Annotated in this window: 12 protein-coding genes; 4 read left to right on the top strand and 8 right to left on the bottom strand. The window is 70.3% G+C overall.

What is annotated here, in order from left to right; translation table 11 throughout:
* Nucleotides 1-142: 142 nt before the first annotated feature.
* Nucleotides 143-1,528: a chorismate-binding protein gene (locus Q7C18_RS05800; RefSeq protein WP_311024567.1), complete on the top strand. Its 1,386-nt coding sequence runs from the start codon at nt 143-145 to the stop codon at nt 1,526-1,528.
* Between the two features lie 210 nt (nt 1,529-1,738).
* Here the strand turns inward: Q7C18_RS05800 and Q7C18_RS05805 are convergent, their stop codons facing one another.
* Nucleotides 1,739-3,337, bottom strand: coding sequence for a peptide chain release factor 3 (locus Q7C18_RS05805; protein ID WP_311024568.1), 1,599 nt, complete (start codon nt 3,335-3,337; stop codon nt 1,739-1,741).
* A 417-nt stretch (nt 3,338-3,754) separates the two neighbouring features.
* Here Q7C18_RS05805 and Q7C18_RS05810 point away from each other — a divergent pair, with 417 nt between their 5' ends.
* Complete coding sequence (locus Q7C18_RS05810) at nt 3,755-5,293, top strand: SulP family inorganic anion transporter (protein WP_311024569.1); 1,539 nt, start codon at nt 3,755-3,757, stop codon at nt 5,291-5,293.
* Between the two features lie 48 nt (nt 5,294-5,341).
* Here Q7C18_RS05810 and Q7C18_RS05815 read toward each other — a convergent pair whose 3' ends face one another.
* The 3 genes from Q7C18_RS05815 to Q7C18_RS05825 all read right to left on the bottom strand — a co-directional run bounded on the left by Q7C18_RS05815 (nt 5,342) and on the right by Q7C18_RS05825 (nt 10,436).
* Nucleotides 5,342-7,306, bottom strand: coding sequence for an aconitate hydratase (locus Q7C18_RS05815; RefSeq protein WP_311024570.1), 1,965 nt, complete (start codon nt 7,304-7,306; stop codon nt 5,342-5,344).
* 223 nt (nt 7,307-7,529) lie between these two features.
* Nucleotides 7,530-9,380, bottom strand: a complete 1,851-nt coding sequence (menD, locus tag Q7C18_RS05820; RefSeq protein WP_311024571.1) for a 2-succinyl-5-enolpyruvyl-6-hydroxy-3-cyclohexene-1-carboxylic-acid synthase — start codon at nt 9,378-9,380, stop codon at nt 7,530-7,532.
* Between the two features lie 9 nt (nt 9,381-9,389).
* On the bottom strand, nt 9,390-10,436 hold the full coding sequence (locus Q7C18_RS05825; protein ID WP_311024572.1) for an o-succinylbenzoate synthase: 1,047 nt from the start codon (nt 10,434-10,436) through the stop codon (nt 9,390-9,392).
* A 55-nt stretch (nt 10,437-10,491) separates the two neighbouring features.
* On the opposite strand from Q7C18_RS05825, the gene Q7C18_RS05830 reads away from it, so the two are divergent.
* A complete protein-coding gene (locus Q7C18_RS05830; protein ID WP_311024573.1) occupies nt 10,492-11,484 on the top strand; it encodes a phosphatase PAP2 family protein in 993 nt (330 codons plus the stop codon).
* A gap of 34 nt (nt 11,485-11,518) precedes the next feature.
* On the opposite strand, the gene Q7C18_RS05835 is transcribed toward Q7C18_RS05830, so the two are convergent.
* The 3 genes from Q7C18_RS05835 to Q7C18_RS05845 form a co-directional block, all read right to left on the bottom strand.
* Entirely contained in the window at nt 11,519-11,662 is a 144-nt protein-coding gene (locus tag Q7C18_RS05835; protein ID WP_170922549.1) for a hypothetical protein, read from the bottom strand.
* Between the two features lie 24 nt (nt 11,663-11,686).
* A complete protein-coding gene (locus Q7C18_RS05840) occupies nt 11,687-12,442 on the bottom strand; it encodes an MBL fold metallo-hydrolase (RefSeq protein ID WP_311024574.1) in 756 nt (251 codons plus the stop codon).
* Between the two features lie 92 nt (nt 12,443-12,534).
* A complete protein-coding gene (locus Q7C18_RS05845) occupies nt 12,535-14,826 on the bottom strand; it encodes a rhamnogalacturonan lyase (RefSeq protein WP_311024575.1) in 2,292 nt (763 codons plus the stop codon).
* A gap of 215 nt (nt 14,827-15,041) precedes the next feature.
* Here Q7C18_RS05845 and Q7C18_RS05850 point away from each other — a divergent pair, with 215 nt between their 5' ends.
* On the top strand, nt 15,042-16,538 hold the full coding sequence (locus Q7C18_RS05850) for an alanine/glycine:cation symporter family protein (protein ID WP_311024576.1): 1,497 nt from the start codon (nt 15,042-15,044) through the stop codon (nt 16,536-16,538).
* Here Q7C18_RS05850 and Q7C18_RS05855 read toward each other — a convergent pair.
* Nucleotides 16,486-17,178, bottom strand: a complete 693-nt coding sequence (locus tag Q7C18_RS05855) for an alpha/beta hydrolase (RefSeq protein WP_311024577.1) — start codon at nt 17,176-17,178, stop codon at nt 16,486-16,488. The two genes, Q7C18_RS05850 and Q7C18_RS05855, sit on opposite strands and share 53 nt — an antisense overlap.
* Nucleotides 17,179-17,201: the final 23 nt, after the last annotated feature.

Raw genomic sequence — 17,201 nt, forward strand, 5'->3', positions numbered from 1 at the left:
AGGCGACGTCGGCCGGCTTCTTGTCCAGATCGGCCCGGTTTCCTGGGGCGTGCTGCTCCTGTGTCACCCCAGCATTGTCCCAGATCGCGGGGACCCCCGTGCGCGCGGGGCGTGGGGCGTTCGGCGATAGACTTGCTCCGCTATGCCTGCCCAGCCTCTGCGCGCCGTCTCAGTGACGGTCGCCCTCCCCCACGACGTCGCCCTGACCGACCTGCTGCCGCGGCTCACCCCCAGCGGCACCTGGCTCCGTCATGGTGAAGGCATCGTGGGCCTCGGTGTGGCCGACCGCGCCACGGCCCGTGGCTCGGAGCGCTTCGCCGACCTGGCCCATTGGTGGGAGGACCGGCTGGCGACCATCACGGAGGAGCCGCGGCCGGAATCCCTGCAGGAGGTGCCCGGCTGCGGGCCGGTCGCGTTCACCTCGGTCACCTACTCCTCAGATTCCGCCGCGGACTCGGTGCTGGTGCTCCCGGAGCTCATCCTGGGATCGGTGGCCGGCCGCAGCTGGGTGACGGTGCTCAGCGCCGCCGCGGACCAGGCCGACGTCCTCTCCGCGCTGGACCGGCACGGCCTCACCCTGACGGGCGGCGTCCTGGGTCCGGCCTCCCCGGAGCCCCTCGATCCGGCGCTCGACCCGGCGCTCGTTCCGCCCCGCGACCCTCGCAGCGCCACCGCCCTGCAGGAGGGCACTCATCCCACGGCGCACTACCTGCAGGCGGTGGAGGCCGGGGTGCAGGCGATCACCGAACGAAGGCTGGAGAAGCTGGTGCTGGGCCGCGACGTCGTCGTCGCCTCCGAGGAGCCGCTGGCGGCGGGGCGTCTCCTGGCGACCCTGAGCCGTGACTATGCCGACTGCTGGACCTACCGGGCTGGCGAGGTGTTGGGCGCCACCCCGGAGATGCTGGTGACGGTGCGCGGGGAGCGCATGGCCGCCAGGGTGCTGGCCGGCACGGTGGACGGGACGCTGCCGGCGGAGCAGGCGCGCGCCCTGCTGCTGGAGGACCCCAAGCAGCGCACCGAGCATGAGATCGCCGTACAGTCCCTGCTCACCCAGCTGGCCCCGGTGGTGGAGGTCATCAGCGCCCAGAACCCGCCGGCGGTGCTGGAGCTGCCCAATGTCTACCACCTCTCCACCGATGTGACGGGCCGCCTGGTCAAGGACTGCACCGACGGCGGCCGCCCCGGCGCCGCCCCGGTGGCGCCCCGGGTGCCGCCGGCGCTGCTGGTCGCCGAGCGGGCCCACCCGACGGCGGCCATCTGCGGGACGCCGACGGCGACGGCCGCCGAGTTCATCGCTCGCCTCGAGGATCTGGACCGCGGCCCGTTCACCGGCCCGGTGGGTTGGCTGGACGGCCAGGGCAACGCGGACTTCGGGATCGCCCTGCGCGGTGGGGTGCTGTCCCAGGACGCGCGCCAGGTCCGCCTCTACGCCGGCTGCGGGATCGTGGCCGGCTCCGAGCCGTCCTCCGAACTGGCCGAGACCTGGGCGAAGCTGCGCCCCATGCTGGGCGCGCTCGGCGTCGGCTGAGACCCGCTGAACCCCGCTGCCGAGGAACGTCCCCACGGCCTGATCCCCGCAAGCTCCTGCCCCTCCCCGCGACTTCCCCGACGAGAGGTCACTTTCCTGCATACCTCGACCGTGGTGACGCGCTTCAGCTCATCGAGATGCACGGGCAATTGACCCCTCGATGCCTGCACTCTGCCGTGCGCGGCGCCTCGCGACGGACGGCTGGACCGCTCACGCGGCCACCAGGGGGTCGAGGCGCAGATGGGTCCGCGTACGTTCGATCCCGAGCAGGTGCCACCTGTCCCGGAACAGGGCGAGCAGCTGCCCGTCGCTGCGCTCGAGGACCTCCACCCCAGCCAGGCCGGCCAGCTCGTGGGACGAGGGCTCATCGGTGGCGCGCGCCAACGAGTGCTCCAGCGGCTCCAGCTTCGCGCTGGAGCGGAACTCCTCGCGCAGGCGATGGTCGACGACCTCGAACTGCATGGGCCCCACGGCCGCTAGAACCGGCACATGGGTGCCCCGCACCTCCGAGCGCAGCACCTGGATCACTCCCTCGGCCTCCAGCTGCTCCACACCCCGGCGGAACTGCTTCATCCGCCCCATGTCTGCCGGACGGGCGACGGCGAAGTGCTCGGGCGCGAAGCGCGGCAGCGGCGGGTACTCCACCGGCTGCGCCTCATAGAGCGTGTCGCCGATGCGCAGCGCGGAGGCGTTGACGATGCCCACGACGTCGCCCGGGTAGGCGACGTCGACGACCTCCCGGGTGCGGCCGAAGGCCAGATGCGCGTACTTCATGGAGAAGGGCCTGCCGGTGCGCGCGGAAGTCACCGTCATGCCGCGGCGGAACACGCCGGAGCAGACCCTCACGAAGGCCAGCCGGTCCCGGTGCGCGGCGTCCATGCCGGACTGGATCTTGAACGTGAAGGCGCTGAAGGGCGCGTCCAACGGCCGCGACTCGCCCTCGGCGTCGGGGCGGGGCTCCGGCGACGGCGCCAGTTCCACCAGCGCGTCCAGCAGTCGGGGCACCCCCAGGTGCCTCACGGCGGCGGCGAAGAACACTGGCGTGGAGATCCCAGCCAGGAAGGTCTCCTGGTCATGGTCGGCCCCCGAGGCGCCGAGCAGCTCGGACTCCTCGCGGGCCTCGGCGAGCTCCGGCAGGCCGAGAGCCTCGGGGGTCGCCTCCTCGGCGCTGAAGTGCTCCTCCTCTGCCGAACGCCGACCGCCCGGCGTGGCTCGGATCAGCGTGAGGTCCCCGGTCCTGCGCTCCAGGTAGCCATGGAAGTCTCCGGCGATGCCGACCGGCCAGGTCACCGGCGTGGGGTCCAGCCCGGTCTCCTCGCGGATCTCATCGATCAGTTCCAGCGCCTCCAGGCCGGGACGGTCCCATTTGTTGATGACGGTGATGATGGGGATCCCCCGGTGGCGGCAGACGTTGAACAGCTTCATGGTCTGCGGCTCGAGACCCTTCGCGGCATCGATCAGCATGACGGCGGCGTCCACGGCGGCCAGCACCCGATAGGTGTCCTCGGAGAAGTCGGCGTGACCGGGGGTGTCCAGCAGGTTCAGCACCGTGCCCCGATGCTCCAGCTGCATGGAGGCGGAGGAGATCGAGATCCCGCGGTCCTTCTCCATGCCCATCCAGTCGGAGACCGTGGCCGACCTGCCGGCCTTGCCATGGATGTGCCCGGCCTCCTCGATCGCACGGGCGTTGAGCGCCAGCGACTCGGTCAGCGTGGACTTGCCGGCGTCGGGGTGACTGATGATGGCGAAGGTGCGGCGCCGTGCGGCCGCCGCCGCGGCACCTTCTGCCGGGTGGTCCTCTGCCGTCACGCCTTCTCCTTGCCACTGCTGCTGGGACTCGAACGGCACGTCGTGCAGGTGCACGTGAGCCGCTGGATGCTCTGTGAGCCAGAGCCTCCGCTGAGAACCTACCGCAGCGTCAGAGTCGCACCCAATGCCGCGGTCCCTCCGCCGACCCCACACCGACCCCACACCGGCCGCGAGGCCGATCGGTCGACGATCATGTCTCGATCACTGAGATCTTCCTCACGCAATTCCGACCCATCCCTCACGTAAGGGTAGAGTTGAACGCTGTGAGCCGGGCACGCTCCGCCCGCCGCTCCCCACTGATCATCTCGCCCTGATCGTTCCGCGCAGTGCCGCGCGCCCGTCGCCCCTTGAAGAGCCGGACACGACTGTGCCCTGTGAGCCGCACACGCCGGTGTCCTGACCACAGAACGGAGCCCCATGGCCCCCGCACCCACTCCTGCCGTCGCGCATCCCGAGGAGTCGATCGCGCATCCGGAGGACCGCCAGTCGGTCCTGCGCACGCTGAAGTCGCCCCGCCTGCTGAAGGTGGAGGTCCTCGCCGGCCTCGTCGTCGCCCTGGCCCTGATCCCTGAGGCCATCGCCTTCTCGCTGATCGCCGGGGTGGACCCCCAGTACGGACTCTTCGCCTCCTTCACGATGGCCGTGGCCATCGCCTTCCTCGGCGGGCGTCCGGCCATGATCTCGGCGGCCACCGCCGCCACGGCGCTGGTGATCGCCCCGCTGGTGGAGAGCCACGGGATCGACTACTTCATCGCCGCCGTCATCCTCGCCGGCATCTTCCAGGTGCTGATGGGAGTCCTCGGCGTCGCGAAGGTCATGCGATTCATTCCGCGCTCGGTGATGGTCGGCTTCGTCAACGCGCTGGCCATCCTCATCTTCACCTCCCAGCTGCCGGAGCTCATCGGGGTGCCCTGGCTGGTGTATCCGATGGTCGCCGCCGGGCTCCTCGTGATCTACCTGCTGCCCCGCATCACCAAGGTGGTGCCCGCTCCGCTGGTCTCGATCGTCCTGCTCACCGTCATCTCCGTGGCTTTCGCCTTCAACGTCCCCTCCGTGGGCGACAAGGGTGAGCTGCCCGACTCGCTGCCGTCCCTGTTCATCCCGGACGTGCCGCTGACCTTCGAGACCTTCCAGATCATCGCGCCCTTCTCCCTCGGCATGGCCGTGGTGGGCCTGCTCGAGTCCCTGATGACCGCCAAACTGGTGGACGACGTCACCGACACCCGCTCCGACAAGGTCCGCGAGTCCTGGGGCCAGGGCGCGGCCAACATCATCACCGGCTTCTTCGGCGGCATGGGCGGCTGCGCCATGGTCGGCCAGACCATGATCAACGTGAAGGCCTCGGGCGCCCGGACTCGCATCTCCACCTTCTGCGCAGGGATCTTCATCCTCATCCTGGCTGTCTCCCTGGGCGACGTGGTCGCGCTGATCCCGATGGGCGCCCTGGTGGCCGTGATGATCTTCGTCTCCGTGGCGACCTTCGACTGGCACAGCATCCGGCCCTCCACCCTGCGCATGATGCCCAAGAGCGAGACCTCAGTGATGCTGGTGACCGTGATCGCCACCGTGTGGACCCACAACCTGGCGATCGGCGTGATCCTGGGCGTGCTGACCGCCATGGTCCTGTTCGCCCGCCGCGTGGCCCACCTGGCCACCGTCACCCGCCGCGTGGACGAGCACTTCGGCGAAGAGGTCGCCAAGTACGAGGTCAAGGGGCAGCTGTTCTTCGCCTCCTCCAACGACCTCTACACCCAGTTCCACTACCGGGACGACCCCGACCACGTGGTCATCGACCTCTACAACGCGGACCTCTGGGACGCCTCCACGGTGGCCTCCCTGGACGCCATCTGCGAGAAGTACGCGAAGTACGACAAGCACGTGGAGATCGCCGGGCTCGAGGGCGCCAGCGCCGTGATGCACGAGCGGATGGCCGGCAAGCTCGGCGCCGGGCACTGAGCTCGCGCTCACGGAAGCTCGCTGCCGGGCGGCTCGTTGCCGGGACGCTCAGCCCGTGGACGCCGCGTACTGGGCGATCCGCCCGCCGGCCAGCACCATCTCCACCTGACGTGCCGAGAGCCGATGGCGCAGGGTGACCTGCCGTTCGTCGCCGTTCCCGACGACGACGGCGGGCACCTCGCGTCCGGTGTGCAGCGCCTCGGCCAGCCCGCGCAGCCTGATCCGGTCCTCCTGGTCGACCGAGGCGTAGACCTCCTCATCGCACTCCAGCGCCAGGACTCCGAAGTTGGCCAGATTCTGCCAGTGGATCCTCGAGAAGGAGCGGGCCACCACCAGGCGCAGCCCCAGATACCGCGGAGCGATCACGGCATGCTCCCGCGAGGACCCCTGGCCGTAGTTCACGCCGCCGAGGATCGCATGGCCGCCCCCGACCCCGCCTGCCCGCTCCGGGTAGGTGGGGTCGACCTGTCGGTAGACGAACTCGCTGATCTTGGGGATGTTGCTGCGGTAGGGCAGCACCCTCGATCCGGCGGGCATGATCTCATCGGTGGAGACGTCGTCGCCGAGCTTCAGCAGCACCGGCAGGTCGATCTCGTCCGGCAGGGGGTCGAACTCCGGCAGCGCACTGATGTTTCCTCCCTTGACCAGCTCGACCTCACGGGCCTGCTCCGCCGGCAGGGGCGCCACCAGCATCTCGTGGTCGATGGTGGGCGCCTCCGGCATGCGCGGGGTGGGACAGGCGAGGCCCGGTGACTCCTCCAGGGCACGGGGGTCGGTGATGCGCCCGGTCAGAGCCGAGGCGGCCGCGGTCTCCGGGGAGCACAGCCACACCGAGTCCTCATCCGTTCCGGACCGTCCCGGGAAGTTGCGCGGCATGGTGCGCAGACTGTTGCGCCCCACGGCCGGCGCCTGCCCCATGCCGATGCAGCCCATGCAACCGGACTGGTGGATGCGGGCCCCGGCGGAGATGAGGTCCAGCAGCCAGCCGCCGCGGGCCATGTCCGCATAGATCTCCCGCGAGGTGGGGTTGATGTCCAGGGACACGCGCTGGTCGACCTGACGTCCGCGGAGGATCTCCGCGACGACCGCGAAGTCCCGCAGCCCTGGGTTCGCGGAGGAGCCGATCACGACCTGGTGGACCTCTTCCCCGGCCACCTCCCACACCGGCGTCACGTTCCCCGGGGAGGACGGCGCGGCGATCAGAGGCTCCAGCGTGGACAGGTCGATCCGTTCGGTGAGGTCGTATGCGGCGTCCTCGTCGCCCTGCAGCTCGACGAACTGGTCCTCCCGGCCGCGCTCGGCCAGATAGCGCCGGACCTCATCGTCCGCTGGGAAGATGCTGGTGGTCGCCCCCAGCTCGGCGCCCATATTGGCGATCACATGCCGGTCCATCGCGCTGAGGGACCGGACGCCGTCGCCGTGGTATTCGATGATGCGGCCGCCGCCTCCGGTGACGCCGTGACGCCGCAGCATCTCCAGGATGACGTCCTTGGCCGAGACCCAGGGCGGCAGCTCACCGGTGAGCTCCACTCCCCAGACCTCGGGCATGGTGACGTACAGCGGCTCCCCGGCCATGGCCATGGCGACCTCGAGCCCACCGACCCCGACGGCGAGCATCCCCAGGGCACCCGCCGCACAGGTGTGGGAATCGGATCCCACCATCGTGGCCCCGGGACGCCCGAAGTGCGCCTGGTGGACCGGATGAGAGACACCGTTGCCGGCCTTCGAGAACCAGAGGCCGAACCGCCGGGCCGCCGACTGCAGGAACAGGTGGTCCTCGGGGTTCTTCTCATCGGTCTGAAGCAGGTTGTGGTCCACGTACTGGACAGAGAGCTCCGTGCGGACCCTGTCCAGCCCCATGGCTTCCAGCTCCAGCATCACCATGGTGCCGGTGGCGTCCTGGGTCAGGGTCTGGTCGATGCTCAGCTCGATCTCCTCGCCGGGGTGCGGGCTTCCCTCCACGAGATGCGAGGTGATGAGCTTCTGTGTCAGATTCTGGGAGGCGTGTGCCATTCCGGTCATCCTCCTGGGGTCGGGGCGCTGCGGGTGGAGCCCACGGCGCGGGCTCTCCCCTCGACCATCTCTCCCCCGTCCCGAGCGGCACAAGGGTTCCCGAGCGGCATCAGGGCCGCAGCACCACGGACGAAGAGTCAGATTCCCGCACATCACCCCCTCGGTGACGCGCGTCAGCAGCCGCCGGAATGCCGGGAACTGACCCCTCGATCGCAGGGGGCGGTCAGAGGGCGGCCACGCCGTCCTTCATCCGGGCGTGCAGGTCCCGCAGCCCGTGGCGATCGGTGCGGACCTCGATGATCCGCACACCGAGCCGGTCATCGGGGTGCGCCAGGGCCTGCTGCAGCTGCTCCGGGGTGCCCACCCCGCGGTGCTCGACGCCGAATCCGGCGGCGATCTGTGCCAGGTCCACCGCCTGCGGAGTGCCGAAGAGCCGTTCCACGGCTTCTCCCTTCCCCGGGCGGCGTCCCACGTCCCCGTGCTCGAGCTGGTCGAAGATCGCCCCGCCGGCGTCATTGATCACCACCACATCCACACTGGGCACCTGCTCACGGGACGGCAGCAGCAAGGCATTGAGGTCATGGAGGAACGTCAGGTCGCCCACCAGTGCCGTCACCCGGCGCTCCCGGCTCAGGGCGATCCCTGAGGCCGCCGAGACGTTGCCGTCGATGCCGGAGAGTCCCCGCAGCGCCACCAGCCGCGCCGGCCCGTGCATGGTCAGCCGGGCGGCGAGGTCCACATCGCGGATCACCGAGGAGGAGCCCAGCAGCAGCGGGGTCCGCACCGTCTCCGCCACCAGCTGCGCCGCCCGCACTGAGGACATCGCCCCGACGGAATCCAGCTCCCGATCCACCACCTGCTGCGCCCGGCGGCCCACCCTCAGCCACGTGTCCAACCACCCGGCGGGAGGAGCTCCGGCGAACTCGCGGATCCTCTCCAGGTCATGCTCCACGGGACGGGGCAGCCGCTCATCGTGCCAACCGACGCCGGCGGGCTGGTACTGCACCGCCTCCACGGAATCGGCACTCAGCAGCCGCTGCACCGGCCGGGACAGCGTCGGGCGTCCGGCCACCACCACCCGTTGGATCTCCGCGGTCAGCCGGCCGCCGGCGCTCGAGGCCGGCGCCTGCAGGATCAGCCGATAGGCCGGCACGGCCGCATCGGCATCCCGGGCCCCGCTGGTCGGCTCCGCCAGGACCGGGTGACCCAGCTCCAGAGCCAGCTGCGCAGCCTCGGGCGGAGCGTCGTGGCCCAGGACGAAGACGGTGCGCACGTCGCGGGCGATGTCCTGCACCGCCCGCAGGCTGCGCCGGATCTGCTCCCTGGCGGCCTCCCGCTCCTCGGCGTCCAGCTGGTCCATCAGCGCCCCGCCCTGCAGATGCACCGCCGGCTGCACAGGCGCCTGCGGACGCACCGGTCGGCGGGCCCAGCGCTGCGGCACCGCGGGCGCGCCCTCTTCAGGTTCGCGGGGCACCAGGGGGTCCCGGAAGCCGATGTTCAGGTGCACCGGGCCGGGTCCCTTGCCGCGGGACTCCGAGGCCTGCCGCATCAGCAGCGCCACCTGGGTCTCCGCGGAGAGCATGTCGTCCCGGGAGACAGGCTCCAGGCGCACCTCGCCCTGCTCCAGATGGATCTCGTCCCGCACCCGGCCGGCGAACATGCCGTGCTGCCAGGTGGTCTGGTTCGCGCCGGTGCCGTGAAGCTCCTCCGGCCGGTCGGCGGTGATGGCCACCAGGGGCACACCGGCCATGTCCGCCTCCATCACGGCCGGTGTCAGGTTCCCCACGGCGGTCCCGGAGGTGGTCACCACGCCGGCCGGCTGGCCCGAGTCCAGCGCGATTCCCAGGGCGGTGAACGCCGCGGAGCGCTCATCGATGCGCACGTGCAGGCGGATCGCACCCAGCTGTTCGGCCTCCGCCAGGGCGTAGGCCAGCGGCGCGGAGCGGGACCCCGGAGCGATCACCACGTGGCGCATGCTCAGGCTCAGCCCGCGCACCACCCGACGCGCCAGACGCAGCGCCTCGGCGTCCTCAGAGTCGTCGAATTCGCGGAAGGGACGCCGGTCGGAGTGCATGCCCCAATCCTAAGACGCAGCGCCCGTCCTCTGAGCCAGCACGGCATGGGCAGACCGCAGCCGCTGCTCCCACCAGGCACGGCGTGCCCCGTCCACCCGGTGCTCGTCCAGCAGCCGCGGCGCCGGGTCCGGAGCCACCACGCGGCCGTTCCGCACCGGGACCCTCAGCGCCCCCTCCACCGGAAGCAGCGGGGGGTCCACGACGTCGGCTGCCAGCAGCGCGGCAGTGCCCAGTCCGCACGCATAGGGCAGGGACTCCAACCGGGCGGCCAGCGCCAGGCCGGCGGCCAGACCCACGGAGGTGTCCAGCGCGGAGGAGACGACGGCGTCGAGCCCGGAGTCGCGCACCACCTGGGCGGCACGGTCCACTCCGCCGAGCGGCGGGACCTTCACCACGATGAGGTCGGCGGCGCCCAGCCGCGCGACCCGCAGCGGATCCTCAGCTTTGCGGACGGCCTCGTCGGCGGCGATCCGCACCACGGTGCCGCGCCGGTGGAGCTCCTCGCGCAGCACGGCCAGCGGCTCCACGCCGGCCACAGGCTGCTCCACATACTCCAGCCGGTCACCGGCGACGTCGGCGATCGCCTCCACCGCGCGAACCGCCTCGGCGTGCGTCCAGCCGCCGTTGGCGTCGGCCCGCAGGCCGGCATGCGGCAGCAGGCGCGCCACCTCCCGGAGGCGGGCGACGTCGTCGTCGAGGCTCTGACCGGGCTCGGCCACCTTGATCTTCACGGCGGGGATCGCCTCGGCGCGGCCGTAGCGCTCCAGCACCTGGGCCACCTGCGCGGCCGGCACCGCCGGCATCGTGGCGTTGACCGGCACCGTGGTGCGCCGGTGCTCCCCCAGGCCGGTCCATCCGGCGTCGACGGCGGCGGCGAGCCACGCCGCGGACTCCTGCGGACCGTACTCGGGGAAGGGCGCGAACTCGGCCCAGCCGGCCGGACCGTGCAGCAGCATCGCCTCCCGGGCGGTCTGGCCGCGGAAGCGGGTCCGCATCGGCAGGCTCACGACGGCGGCACCGCGCAGCAGCTCCTCGACGTCGGGCAATGAGGTCATGGGCACAGTGTAGGCTTCACCGGCTCGACGGCAGCCGCCTGCGATACTGGTGTGCATGTCCGAGCATTCCCGTCTCCGCCTGCCCGCACGCCGCACCTGGCTGTGGGTCGTGGGCCTGCTGCTGTGCGCCTTCGCGCTGGTGGCGGTGCATGAGTTCTTCATCCGGTCCGCGACGGGGCAATGGCTCGAGCAGGCCACGCTGGAGTCCCGGTACTGGAACATCACCCAGGGGCCCCTGCAGAACGAGACGCTGCGGCAGCTGCTGCTCAAGGCCCCGGCGGCCGCGGCGGCGGTCTCGGGGCTGATCTTCTTGGCGATCACCCTGCTGCGCCGTCGGTTCCTCACCGCGGGCATCGCGATCGTGGTGTTCCTGGGAGCCAACATCACCACCCAGGTGCTGAAGAACGTGTGGATCCACCGGCTGGACCACGAGATCCCGCTCTCGGTGGCGGACATGCGCTCCTGGTGGTGGACGGATCCCACGTTCCCCTCCGGGCATGCCACGATGGCCGCGGCAGCCGCCGTCGCCGTGTTCCTGGTCAGCGCCCCGCATCAGCGGCCCTTCATCGGGCTGTTCACCGGCCTGCTGGCGGTGTTCTCCGGGGCGGCGATCTTCATGACAGGGCATTTCGCCTCGGACATCATCGCCGCCTATCTGGTGGCCGCGCTGTGGGGCATCGCCGGCGGCTGGCTGGTGATGCGCACCGGCGAACGCTGGAACACCGTCACCGTGGAGGACGACACCGCCGTCGGTGCCGGAGCCGGGTTGGCCTGGTTCCTGGGGGTCGTGTTCTGTGCGGCCACAGGGCTGGCCTTGCTGTTCGCGGGCGGCTGGGAGGCCGTGCGCACTGCGGCCGAGAACCCCAGCGGCTGGCACTGGGTGGCGGGCACGCTGCTGCCCGTAGGTCCCGGGTTCCTGCTGTGCGCCGCGGGCATCACGTTCTTCGACGCCGAGGCCGGGCGTCGCCACCACGGACAGCCGCTGCACGCGGCCCCGCCGACGCCGCACCCGGTGCCGCCGCAGTTCACGCATCTCTACGACGTCTGATCGCCCCGCCGGGGAGGCTCCCCCGGGTGGAGGCTCACGGTCCCCAGTCGATGCTGAGCCAGGTCGCCACACCGAGCAGCAGCATGACGCCGAGGATGACGCCCAGCCGGTTCAGCCGGATCTGGAACTCGGGCTCCTCCCGCTCCTCGCCGGGGCGCTGACGATTGGTGAAGAACATGGGCCTCGCGGGTCCGTCTCAGGGTCAGTGGCCGGCGCGCAGCCGGCTGATCAGTTCCCGGGACTCCTCCGGGCCATAGGGCAGGATCGGGATGGCCTTGGTCGCATCGGTGACGGCATCCCGCAGCGCCTGCCGGGAGAGGGTGTGCCCCTGTTCCATGCGGCGGCGCATCGAGGCCACGAAGTCCGCGTCCACCGGCTGACCGTGACCGGGAATGATGCGCGAGCAGGTGCCCGCCATGGACCAGATGCGCCCCAGCGTGCGTACCCAGTCCTCCGGATGGGAGTCCCGGAAGCTCGGATCGGTGCCCTCGCGGACGAGGTCCCCGCAGAACATGATGCCGTCGTGGCCCTCGCGGCTGACCTCGACCACCAGGTCGCCGTCGGTGTGACCGCGTCCCAGGTGCTCGACGACCACCTCAGGGCCTCCCAGGTCCAGAACCACCGGGGCCTGGCCGACCAGCTCGGTGGCGGTGGCCACCTCCGCCTCACGGTGGGCCAGGATCCGCTCCACACCGTGCTCACGCAGATACGCGTTGGCCCCGATGTGGTCCCCGTGACCGTGGGTGTTGACCACGATCAGCTCCGCATCGGTGACCTGTCGGACCGCCGCCAGCAGGGCCTCATGGTCGCCGCCGTCCGGCCCCGGGTCGATCAGCACCGCGCCGCGGCTGCCGACCACCAGTCCGATGTTCAAGGGGGTGACGCCGCCGTCGACGGTGGTCATGAAGACGTCGTCGTCGACCCGGGTGAATGGAGTGATGCCAGGGGTGCTGGCCATCGTGATCACCTTCTCTGCCAAGGGGTGCCCGTTGTGCTTCATTGTGCCCCACGGGCACCCCTCTGGCGAGGATCCGGCCGGCTCGGCGGGCCTCAGTCGGCGCTCGGGTAGTGGCCCTCCGGCACCGGGACCTGACGCCAGTCGATGTCATGGCCGAGGTGGAAGTCCGGGTAGGTCGGCTGGTTGTAGGCGGTCTGCTGGTAGGCCACACCCACCCGGTACTGCGGGTCATGCATCAGCGTGTAGAGCTTGCGGTCGGTCACCTCGGTGGCCGTGAAGATCCGCAGCGCGGAGCTGTCCGACGTGCGCAGCACCAGCTCCTCACGCCAGTCCCCAAAGATGTCCGCCACCAGGGACGGGTTGCCCTTGGTGTAGTTGTTCGTCCTCGTACCCTCGGCCACCAGCAGGGTGCCGTCCAGCCAGTCCTCGATGCGCGGAGTGTCCTCCCGGTCGCCGACGATGAGCTGGGTGGTCATGTCCGGGGCCCAGCGGATGCTCATGTTCGTGCCGGGGACGTCCCCGTCCACCGGCTCACCGGTGGCAGTGAACAGTCCGGTCGTGCCCTCCTCCTCGTTGGGCGGGATCGACGCCCAGGCATGGTAGCCGGGGGTCTCCGGGTCGATGTCGCCGACCATGCCGCGGCCGACGTCGGTGCCGGTGTAGTCGCCCCACAGGACCTCGCCGGTGGCGGCGTCACGCATCGTATAGCCATAGGGCGCCCAGGGACCGGCCTCGTGGACGGCGAAGATCTCCTGGCCCTGCCGATCGGGATCGAAGTGGCCCACGTGCAGGGCGTCCCCATGGCCCAGCTTCATCTCCTGGCCGGGGATGCTGCTGTCCGGGTGGCCCACTCCGGTGGATGAGTACAGCAGGCTGCCGTCATGGTCCAGAGTGGCGGAGCCGTAGATGATCTCCTGGTTCCCGTCGCCGTCGACGTCGGCCACGCTCAGCGAGTGGAAGCCCTGTCCGGCGAAGGTGCCCAGCTCGGGGTCCGTCCCCACTCCCTCGTGCGGGCCGGCGTCGAAGGGGTTGTCCATCGGCACATGCCCGGAGTCGGCCACCCACCGCTCGGTGATCTGCTCGCCGTCGAAGTCATAGGCGGCCGCCGCGGAGCGGGTGTAGTAGCCGCGGGTGAATACCGCGGACGGCGACTGGCCGTCCAGGTAGGCCACCCCGGCCAGGAAGCGGTCCACCCGGTTGCCCGGCTCGATGCGGGACATCGCGTAGTCGCCCCAGAGCAGGCCGTCGTCGCCGCGCTCCGGCGTGTAGGGCACGGTGTCCAGCTCGGCGCCGGTCTCACCATCGAAGACGGTCAGGTACTCCGGGCCGTGGACGATGAAGCCCTCGAAGGTCCGCAGATCGTTGCGTTCGCTGCGGGAGGGCGCGTACTCGTCGATGAAGAAGTCAGCCAGCTGCCGGGCGTCGGCGTCACCGAGCGGGTAGTCGTAGGAGGGTTCCTCACCGAAGGCCTCCTCCAGGGTCTCCGGCCAGTTCCCGGCGACCACCTCGGGATGCCCGTGCCAGCCGCGGAATACCTCCACCACATGCTCGTAGTAGTCGTCGGCGCTCATCCGGTAGTCGTCCTCAGGGCTGTACCCGGCATCCAGGTCCTCCTGCGGCATGGTGATGTGCTCGCCGTCGCCGGCCACCGTGCCGGGGGCGGTCTTCATCATGATCTCGGCGGTGCCGTCGCCGTCGAAGTCATAGACGAGGAACTGGGTGTAGTGGGCCCCGGCGCGGATGTTGGGGCCCAGTTCGATGCGATTCAGCAGCTCACCGTCGAGCGTGTAGGTGTCCACGTAGACCTCGCCGGTGTAGCCCACCTGGGAGACGTCCTTGGAGTTGCTGGGGTCCCACTTCACCACGAACTCGTACTGCCCGTCGCCGGTGACGTCCCCGACGGAGACGTCGTTGGCGTGGTACTCATACTCCTCTCCGGCCGGGGTGGTCCCCGGTTCGGGCTTCTGCAACGGCAGGTCATAGTGGCCCTCCGCCCAGACCTCCGCCTCGCCGTCGGGTCCGTTGTGCGGGGCGTTGCCCACCGGGGTGACGGTGTAGGTGGAGTCGGCGTCGCCGTCCGCGTCGTGGAAGTTCGTGGAATCGGTGACCGTGGCGATGCGCTCGCCATCGCGCAGCACGTGGAAGTTCGGCCCCTTCATGCCGTGGCCCGTGGCTCCGGTGGTCTCCTCGCCCAGCAGTCGCCAGCTCAGGTGGACGCCGTCGTCGGTGCCGACCGCGACCAGGCCGCGGTCCAGGGCCTCCAGCTGGTGGCCGAGCTCGGTGGTCTGGGAAGGACCCGCGGACACGGATCCGGCAGTCAGGCTCAGCGCCGCGGCACCGGCCAGGGCAGCGGCGGTACGTGCTGTTCGTCGTCGATAGGGCACAGGCTCAGCTCCTCGTTCATCACTCTCGGACCATCCAGCGTTGTAACGTGGATCACCCTAGAGCGGCGCGGTTGCCCTCGACAACAGTGATGCTAAAAACGTTTCAATAGCGGTGGGCACAGCGCTGTCGCGACATGACGTACGACGGCGCACACGCCGTCAGCCCGCTCTCCACCTGTTGTCCGCCTCACAGTGCGCGATACAGTCGGCCCATCATGACTATGGATTCACTGCTCCAGATCATCGGAGACATCGAAGAGACCGCCTGGTCCTGGCTCGGCATCTGGGTCGTCATCGGCGTCGGCATCTACATGACCGTCCGCACCGGGGTGGTGCAGCTGCGCCACCTGCCCGCGATGTTCGCGGCCATCGTGGAGAAGGCCCGGCGGGACGAGACCGGTCGCACCAAGTCGCTGTCCGCCTTCCAAGCCTTCACGATCACGGCGTCGGCCCGCGTGGGCACCGGAAACATCGCCGGAGTCGCCGGAGCGATCGCCCTGGGCGGCCCGGGCGCGATCTTCTGGATGTGGGTGATGGCCGTCCTGAACTCCGCGGCCTCCTTCGTGGAGTCCACCCTGGCGCAGCTCTACAAGACCCGCCGCTTCGACACCTTCAAGGGCGGCCCGGCCTACTACATCCAGCGCGGACTGGGCTCCCGCAGCGCCGGCATCGTCTTCGCCGTGATCTTCATCTTCTGCTTCGCCCTGTCCTTCACCTCCCTGCAGGCCAACACCGTCGTCGACGCCGTCACCGGTGCCGCGGACGCCGTCGGGGTGGCCGACACCACCATGCTGAGCTGGATCCTTGCCGTCGTGCTGACCGTGCTGACCGGACTGATCGTCGTCGCCGGCCTGCGCAGCGTCGCCCGGGTGGCCCAGAACGTGGTGCCGCTCATGGCCTCGCTCTACATCATCCTCGGGCTGGTGGTGATCATCATGAACATCGAGGAGCTGCCCCGCGTGGTGGGCCAGATCCTCGGCGACGCCTTCGACTTCCGCGCAGCTGCCGGCGGCGCCTTCGGCGCGATGATCATGGCGGGCGTGCAGCGCGGCATGTTCTCCAACGAGGCCGGCATGGGTTCGGTGCCGAACGTCGCAGCCACCGCCGACGTCTCCCACCCCGCCAAGCAGGGCCTGGTGCAGACCCTGGGCGTCTACCTGGACACGATCATCATCTGCTCGGTGACCGCGTTCATCATCCTGTTCACCTTCGAGGACCCGGTCGGGGCGGACGCCAACCTGGGCGTGGAGCTCACCCAGGGCGCCCTCGAGGCGAACCTCGGCATGTTCGGCGCCATCGCCCTGGCCGTGATCATCACGCTGGTGGCCTTCACCTCCATCCTGGGGAACTACTCCTACGGCGAGGCGAACATCCTGTTCATCTCCTCGAAGGAGAACGTCCGCAAGGCCTTCGCCGTGGTGCTCACCGGCGTGGTGTTCCTCGGCTCCATCATCAGCGTCGACCTCGCCTGGGCCATCGCCGGGGTCACCATGGTGATCATCGCCCTGTTCAACCTCGTGGTGATCTGTCTGCTCGGCAGCAAGGCGTTCCGCCTGCTCAAGCACTTCGACGCCCAGCGCAAGCAGGGCCTGGACCCCGTATTCGTCGACGAGGACATGCCCGACCTGGAGAACGTCGAATGCTGGAGCCGCGAGGACGTCAGCGACTACCTGCAGCAGCGAGAATCGCCGACAGCTCCGCGGGCCGAGTGACCTGAGGCCAGTGGCCGGAATCGATGTCGACCAGCTCGACGTCGTCCCCGGCGGCCAGCTCCGGCATGAACCCGGCGGCCATCCACTGCCGAGCATCCTTCACGGTGAACTCCGGGCACACCAGCGTGACCGGCACCTGATGGCGGCGCGCATCCCGGTAGGTCACCGGGGTCTCGAGCACGCCCGCCGGGCTGGGACGCATGATCGCTTCCAGTCCCGCGCGCGCCTCGTCGTCGAGGTCCCGGACGTCCTCGGACTCGAAGGCCGCCCACCCGGGGAAGGGGACGTCGTCGCCGTCGGCGGCGAAGCCCTCCAGGAAAGGGCTGCCTTCCGCAGCCGGCATCCCGCCGATCATCACCGTGCGGGCCACGGAGTCCGGCCAGGCGTCCGCGGCCAGATGCGCCAACGTGGCCGCGGCCGAGTGCCCCACGACGACGGCGGGCTCCGGGTCCTCCTCCACGGCGGCGAGCACCGCGCCCAGGTGGTCGTCCAGGCCGAGGCCGGCGCGGCCGGCGTCGCGGGACTCCAGGCCGGGAAGGGTCAGCGCGTGAGCCTCATGGCCGGCCTTCCGCAGCAGGTCAGGGACGTCTCCCCACGAATCGGCGGCCAGCCAGAGGCCGGGGATCAGGATGAATCGCATGGCGTGAACACTCGCCGTCGAGC

The sequence above is a fragment of the Nesterenkonia sp. CL21 genome (assembly GCF_031705515.1).
GTDB lineage: Bacteria > Actinomycetota > Actinomycetes > Actinomycetales > Micrococcaceae > Nesterenkonia > Nesterenkonia aethiopica.